Annotated in this window: 3 protein-coding genes and 1 riboswitch; of the genes, 1 reads left to right on the top strand and 2 read right to left on the bottom strand. The window is 46.4% G+C overall.

Annotation, left to right across the window (positions count from 1 at the left end):
• Window positions 1-3,439: methionine synthase (metH, locus tag ACI35L_RS14180; protein WP_439803139.1), on the bottom strand; the 3,439-nt coding region annotated here is incomplete at its 3' end.
• Complete coding sequence (locus tag ACI35L_RS14175; RefSeq protein WP_439803138.1) at window positions 3,436-5,286, bottom strand: bifunctional homocysteine S-methyltransferase/methylenetetrahydrofolate reductase; 1,851 nt, start codon at window positions 5,284-5,286, stop codon at window positions 3,436-3,438. The genes metH and ACI35L_RS14175, both read right to left, overlap by 4 nt.
• An 85-nt stretch (window positions 5,287-5,371) precedes the next feature.
• Window positions 5,372-5,476, bottom strand: a riboswitch (SAM riboswitch).
• 123 nt (window positions 5,477-5,599) lie between these two features.
• On the opposite strand from ACI35L_RS14175, the gene ACI35L_RS14170 reads away from it, so the two are divergent.
• Complete coding sequence (locus ACI35L_RS14170; protein WP_049670689.1) at window positions 5,600-6,202, top strand: class I SAM-dependent methyltransferase; 603 nt, start codon at window positions 5,600-5,602, stop codon at window positions 6,200-6,202.
• Window positions 6,203-6,681: the final 479 nt, after the last annotated feature.

Here is a 6,681-nt window from a genome sequence, read left to right as displayed (position 1 = left end):
ACCCCCGGCTCTCCACATTAAAATACCGGGCATCCGGATGCGAAAACACAAGTGCCGACACGGATGCTTCGGGCTCCATCATGCATCCTTCTGTAAGATGGATGCCGATGTCCTCCGGCTTCAAAAGGCCAAATAGCTTTTCTTGATCTTCAAGATTCGGGCATGCCGGATAGCCAAATGAATAGCGCTGGCCTGTGTATTTGGCACTAAAGCGCTCCTTCATCGTCATATCGATGGAGTCATGGATCCCCCAGGCATCCCGCATGATATGATGGAGCCGTTCGGCGAATCCTTCTGCCGCTTCAAGTGCGAGAGCCTGGATGATATGGCTCTTTAAATATTCTCCGTCCCGCTTCCATTGATCAGCGATTTCCTTGACTCCCTTGCCGCTCGTGACAATCATGAAGCCGACATGATCACGTATATTTGCTTCTTCATCCGCCACATAATCAGCCAGACACAGATACGGATTCTTCCGTTGTCGCGGGAAGGTAAAGCTTTCAATGACCTGGGTCCTGCTTTCGTCTGAGTAGATTTTCAGTTCATTGCCTTTACTTGCCGCAGGGTAGAACCGATAGGCAGCATGCAGCTTAATCAAGTCTTGTTCAACAATTTCATTGACAATGGATAGCAGGTTCATCACTTTTGGGTCTTCCTCAGCAATCAGCTTATCAATATTGCCTTTTAAGCCGAAATGGTGTCCAAAAAGCATTTGCTTATTGATATATGGATATACTTGCTTCAGCGGATAGTCTCGCAGGATATGGCGTTCTAAGTCCTCTGGTACTGGCGGACTTAACTGGTCCTGCACCGTCTTAAGAGGTGTTTCAGCACTCTCAATGGCTGCTACCTTAACCGCCTCAGGTTCTTTCGTTTTTCGTTTCTCTCCTAGTATTTCCTTGAGGAAATCTGCTTGTGTTTCTTGGTCATGCAGCTGGTTTACAAGATCAAGGCCTTTCATGGCATCCTTCGCATATACGACGGGTCCAGTATATTCTGGAGCAATCTTATTTGTGGTAAATCTCCTCGTTAAGGCTGCGCCGCCGACAATGATTGGCGTATTGATTCCAGCCTCCTTCAAGTCTTGTGCCGTTATGACCATTTGCTGGGCTGATTTCACAAGCAGACCGGATAAACCGATGATGGTTGGATGTTCCTTTCGTACCGCCTCGATAAGGGTTTGAGGGGTAACCTTGATGCCCAGGTCCACGACTTCGTATCCATTATTGCTTAAGATGATGTCAACGAGGTTCTTCCCAATATCATGAACATCCCCCTTCACGGTTGCGAGCACCATTTTGCCCTTAACAGTCTTATCACCGGACGTTGTCATCAGCGGTTCAAGCTGGGAGACAGCTGCTTTCATTGCTTCTGCACTTTGAAGTACCTCAGCAACGATGAGCTGATTATCATTGAACAACTCGCCAACCTTGGCCATCCCCGCCATTAGCGGCCCATTGATAATATCAAGAGGGGCCATTCCTTCTGTGAGAGCTTCATCAATATCCTCCTTCAGTCCCTCCTTCGTTCCTTCAATGATATATTCAGGAAGGCGCTCAAGAAGCGGCAGCTTTTCCTTCTGCTCTTTTTCCACCGGTTTCTTCGTACGGTAAAATTCCACGAATTTCGAGAGCGTTTCATCAGAATTATGAAATAGCAAGCCTTCTGAAAGCTTGATTTCCTCCTCAGGTATGAGGGCAAACCTTTGCAGATTCTCTGTATTGACGATGGCATAGTCAAGCCCAGCCTTCGTGCAGTGATACAAATAGACGGCATTCAACACTTCCCTTCCTTCAGAAGGAAGCCCAAAAGAAACGTTGCTGATTCCGAGGATGGTGAGTGTACCTGGGAACTCCTTCTTGATGGCAGCTAATCCTTCAACTGTTTCGGCAGCTCCATTTCGATATTGCTCATCTCCCGTTCCAACTGGGAAGACGAGTGGATCAAAGATAATATCCTCCGGATGAATTCCATATTTCTTCGTCAATAACTCATAGGAACGACGGGCAACCTCAAGCTTTCGTGCAGCACTTACCCCCATCCCCTTCTCATCAATCGTTCCGACGACAAGGGCTGCGCCATATTGTTTCGCCAGCGGAATGATACTCTCAAATCGCTCTTCCCCGTCCTCAAGATTGATGGAGTTGATGATGGCCTTCCCTTGGGAATAGCGAAGTGCTCGTTCAATGACGGCTTCATCTGTTGAATCAATCACAAAGGGAACCTTCACTTTATTGGCGACAACCTTCATGAATTGCTCCATATCCTCTACCTCATCGCTGTCAGGGTCAGCCAGACAGACATCAATGACATGCGCTCCCTTTTTCACCTGTGCGCGGGCAATTTCGGCAGCCTCTTCAAAGGCCCTTTCTTTAATAAGCCGCTTGAATTTACGTGATCCAATAACATTGGTCCGTTCTCCAACAAATAATGGGCGCATGGAATCGTCATAGGTCAGCGCTTCAATTCCTGAGAGCATATGCTTCATTTGAGGCTCCGGTGCTCTGCGGGGCTCAATCCCTTTGACTGCTTCGGCAATAGCCCGAATATGATCTGGGGTCGTTCCGCAGCATCCGCCGACAAGATTGATCCATCCTTTTTCCGCGAATTGCTTGATTTTCTTAGATAAGGATTGCGGCGTTTCATTGTACTGACCGTTCTCATCTGGCAGCCCTGCATTTGGATAACAGCTGACAGCACTTGGCGTCAGCTCGGATAAACTGCGCAGATGCTCGGCCATGAATTCTGGACCTGTTGCACAATTAAGCCCAATCGCCAATGGATTCATATGGGCGGACGATATATAAAATGAATCGATCGTTTGTCCGGCAAGTGTTGTTCCCATTGGCTCAATCGTCCCTGATAGAATCAGCGGAAGCTCTCTCCCTTTTGAGACGAAGGCATTCTGCATTCCGATATACGCAGCCTTTACATTCAGCATATCCTGGCTGGTCTCAAGGAGGAGCAGATCAACTCCGCCGTCAATTAAGCCCCTCACCTGGGTTTCATAGGATTCGACGAGCGTCTCAAATGTCGTTCCTCCGGTTACGGATAAGGTCTTGGTTGTCGGTCCCATTGAGCCGGCCACAAAGCGCGTCCCGTCTTCTGTTCCGAGACCATCGACAGCCTCTCTCGCAAGCTGGGCTGATTTCACATTCAACTCATAGGCAAGATGGCTTAATCCATATTCATCTAGGACAATCGGTGTCGCACCGAATGTATTCGTCTCGATAATGTCAGCTCCCGCAAGCAAATACTGCTCATGGATGGTTCGAATTGCATCCGGTCTTGTGATGGACAAATATTCATTGCACCCATCATATTCCTCCCCTCCAAAATCCGCTTCCGTCAGATTAAGTGCCTGGATCATCGTTCCCATTGCCCCATCAAGGATGACAATTCTCTCATTCAGTAAATCTCTTAATTTATGTGAATTCATTGTTCAAACACATCCCCGCTTATGACTGATTTCTTCGTGCTGGCGTATGCCACAAGTTCTCCGCTTAATTCATATCTCATAAAAGGTGTAATAATATAATGTCCGTTAAAATATTCTGCCGCCGCATCCAAAAGCTCCTTAGAAATGGCGAGACTTTCCCTCATCGATGCCTCCGCATCTGTTCCTGCCTTTTCCATTGCACGCAGCACAGGCTCCGGCAAGGTAATTCCCGGCACCTCATTATGCAGGAACGAGGCATTCCGGTAACTCGTCAGCGGCATGATCCCAATAAAGATCGGGGCTTTAATATGCCTGGTCGCTTCATAAACTTCCCGAATTTTCTCGACGGAAAATACCGGCTGCGTGAGGAAATAATCCGCTCCCGCCTGGATTTTCTTCTCCATTCTCACAACAGCCTTATCCACATATTTTACATTTGGATTGAAAGCCGCAGCCACCTCGAAATTCGTCTGTCCGCCCAGCGATTTCCCCGAATAGGAAATACCCGCATTGAACTGTTTGACTAATGAAATCAAGTCAATGGAAGACAAGTCATAGACAGAGGTTGCACCTGGAAAATCACCGATTTTCGAGGGATCTCCCGTTACAATTAGGACCTCATTAAGCCCTATTGTGTGCATCCCCATTAAATGAGATTGCAAGCCGATGAGGTTGTGGTCGCGGCACGTCAAATGGACAAGTGGATTCTTCTTCAGCTCAGCCTTCAGCAAGGAAGCAATCGCGACGTTTGATATGCGAGGGGAGGCCAGAGAGTTATCCGCTAGCGTAATGGCATCAGCCCCCATCTCGTGCAAATATCGACTCCCCTTCATGAACTCTTCCACTCCAAGCGTTTTCGGCGGATCCAATTCTACGAGAATAGCAGGCCCTTTCTTCACCTTCCCTAAAATCGTCTCTTTATCCGGCTGTCGAAAATCATAGGTGTAGACATGGGATTTTCGGCTGATGACCTCCTTCTTTTCTGTCAAAGGCACAAGACCAAGAATCCCCTTTTTAATGGCCCGTACATGGGCGGGCGTTGTCCCGCAGCAGCCGCCAATTAACCGCACACCCTGTTCCACGAGCTGTTTCGCTGCGCTGACAAAATAATCTGCATCAGTCGAGTAAACATAACGGCCATCCGTAAAGTCGGGCAGACTCGCATTAGGATAGGCAGAGTAGAAGGCATCTTCTCTTAATGGCACCTCCTCGAATGAACGAATCATATGGTAGGGCCCCATGCGGCAATTTAACCCAATGATATCGGCTCCTTTTCCTTTGATCAGGTCAAAGGCATCCTTCACCTGCATGCCATTTTGAAGCAGGCCGACTTCATGCAAGGAAATATTGGCGACAATCGGTAAATTCGTTTGCTTTCTTGCTATCTCAAGGACATATAATAATTCCTCTAGGTCATAATAGGTTTCCAGGATTAGACCGTCCGGCTCTTCTAGAAGAAGCGCATCCAGCTGCTCCTTGAAATAGGTCCCAATCTCCGTCAAGCTTAGCTCGGATTTCCGTACGCTGCGTAGCCCGCCTATCGTACCAAGGACATAAACCCGGCCTGCTGCCGCTTCCTTGGCAAGCCTGACTCCCTCCCTGTTTATCCGCTCAACCTCACCTTCAAGTCCGTAGCGCTTCAGCTTGTGAAAGTTAGCTCCAAATGTATTTGTCTGAATCAGATCGGCACCTGCTCCTATATATTCCTTATGTAATTCGGCAATCCGTTCTGGATTGGTGAGATTTAATTCCTCATAGCATGTATCTATCCCAAAGGAATAGAGCAATGTACCGCTCGCTCCATCTCCAACAAGGATTTCCCCCTTAAGTCTCTCTAGTAAACGCATCTTTTCCCCTCCCCTTGAGTATGCAGATGGATGTCCGATTATAAAGAAAGAGCCTTTCAAAAATGAAGGCCCCAGTTATGTACGGCACTCATCTTTCAAGCTAAGCTTGCTGGATTTAGCACCTTGGACACTGTTTGTCCAGGTTGCTGAGGTTTCGCAGGGCCAGTCCCTCCGCCTCTCTAGATAAGAAAATATTGGATTGTTTATTAAATTTACTACAAATTTTCAGTAATTTCAATTTATTTAGAAAATTATTCTCAGAAAGTTACCCCTCACCCATATTTGGGTAATAAGGGAATGAGGTGAATGATGTATGAAGGATTTCGTTTCAAAGCAATTTAAAGAACCAAAGGGATTGATTGGAAAAGCAGCAGGCAAGGTCATGGCAGTTGAAAATGGCGTATTATATGATTGGACCTTCAAGGAGCTCGGATTGGTAAATGGAGATAAAGTACTCGAGATTGGATTTGGCCCAGGTGAGGGGCTGCATATGCTTCTCTCTTCCTTCCCGAAATGCCGTCTTGATGGCTTTGATCCATCACAGGCAATGATAGACTTGGCCAAAGAGCGAAATGAAGACTCCCTGAAAAGCGGGCGTCTCACCATCACGCTTGGAACAGCTTTAGATGTACCATTAGAGAATCAATATAACCGTATATACAGCGTTAACAGTTTCCCTATGTGGGAGGAAAAAGAAACCTCCCTTAGCCGTTTGCATGCCCTTTTGACAACTGGAGGAAGCCTCACCATCACCGTCCAGCCCCGGCAAAAGGATGCCACCATCAAACACGCTGCCAAGCTCTCCCTCGAGATTTCGTCACTCATGAAAAGGACTGGATTCCATTCCATCAGAACAAATGAAATGGAGCTGAAACCATGTACCGCTGTTTCCGTCAGCGGGATAAAAGGGGACTAAGCTATTTTAATAAAGATTGTAAGAGGCACCCTAAAAGTCAGAATCAAAATCTACCTTTTGGGGTGTTCGATTATCACGAACTAATCAGCTATTGGATATGATTCTTATCAATCAGTTAATAACTCAGTCTTATACGTAGACCGAATATTTACCGGTATTTTATTAAAAATGTGAAGGGGAATTCCCCTTTCACACTTTTAAAGTGTGTATGGAATCTCCAATAATAAATAAAAAAATGGGGTAAGTTGGTTCGTAAACAAACTCCATCCAGCCCTCTGGAATGTGTATCTCTTTCATCACATATATTAATTCCTGAGAAGTATTCTTCACTTAATTGGTTTTCTACTAACATTCTTAATTTAAGACCCATTTTATCCGAGAATCCTAAGTCAGTATAATTCGCTTCTATATTCTCTCCCCTTAGTCCGGTTTATTCAGTAAAATACTGCTGCCCTTACTAATTAAACCACATGTAACGA

Origin of the sequence: Pradoshia sp. (assembly GCF_051873915.1) — a bacterium.
GTDB lineage: Bacteria > Bacillota > Bacilli > Bacillales > Pradoshiaceae > Pradoshia.
This window is presented reverse-complemented; position numbering and strand designations above follow the sequence as displayed.

What these genes read in the sequence shown, in the direction of transcription:
- ACI35L_RS14175 (WP_439803138.1), bottom strand. Translation starts at nt 5,286, where the DNA reads ATGCGTTTACTAGAGAGACTTAAGGGGGAAATCCTTGTTGGAGATGGA.
- ACI35L_RS14170 (WP_049670689.1), top strand. Translation starts at nt 5,600, where the DNA reads ATGAAGGATTTCGTTTCAAAGCAATTTAAAGAACCAAAGGGATTGATT.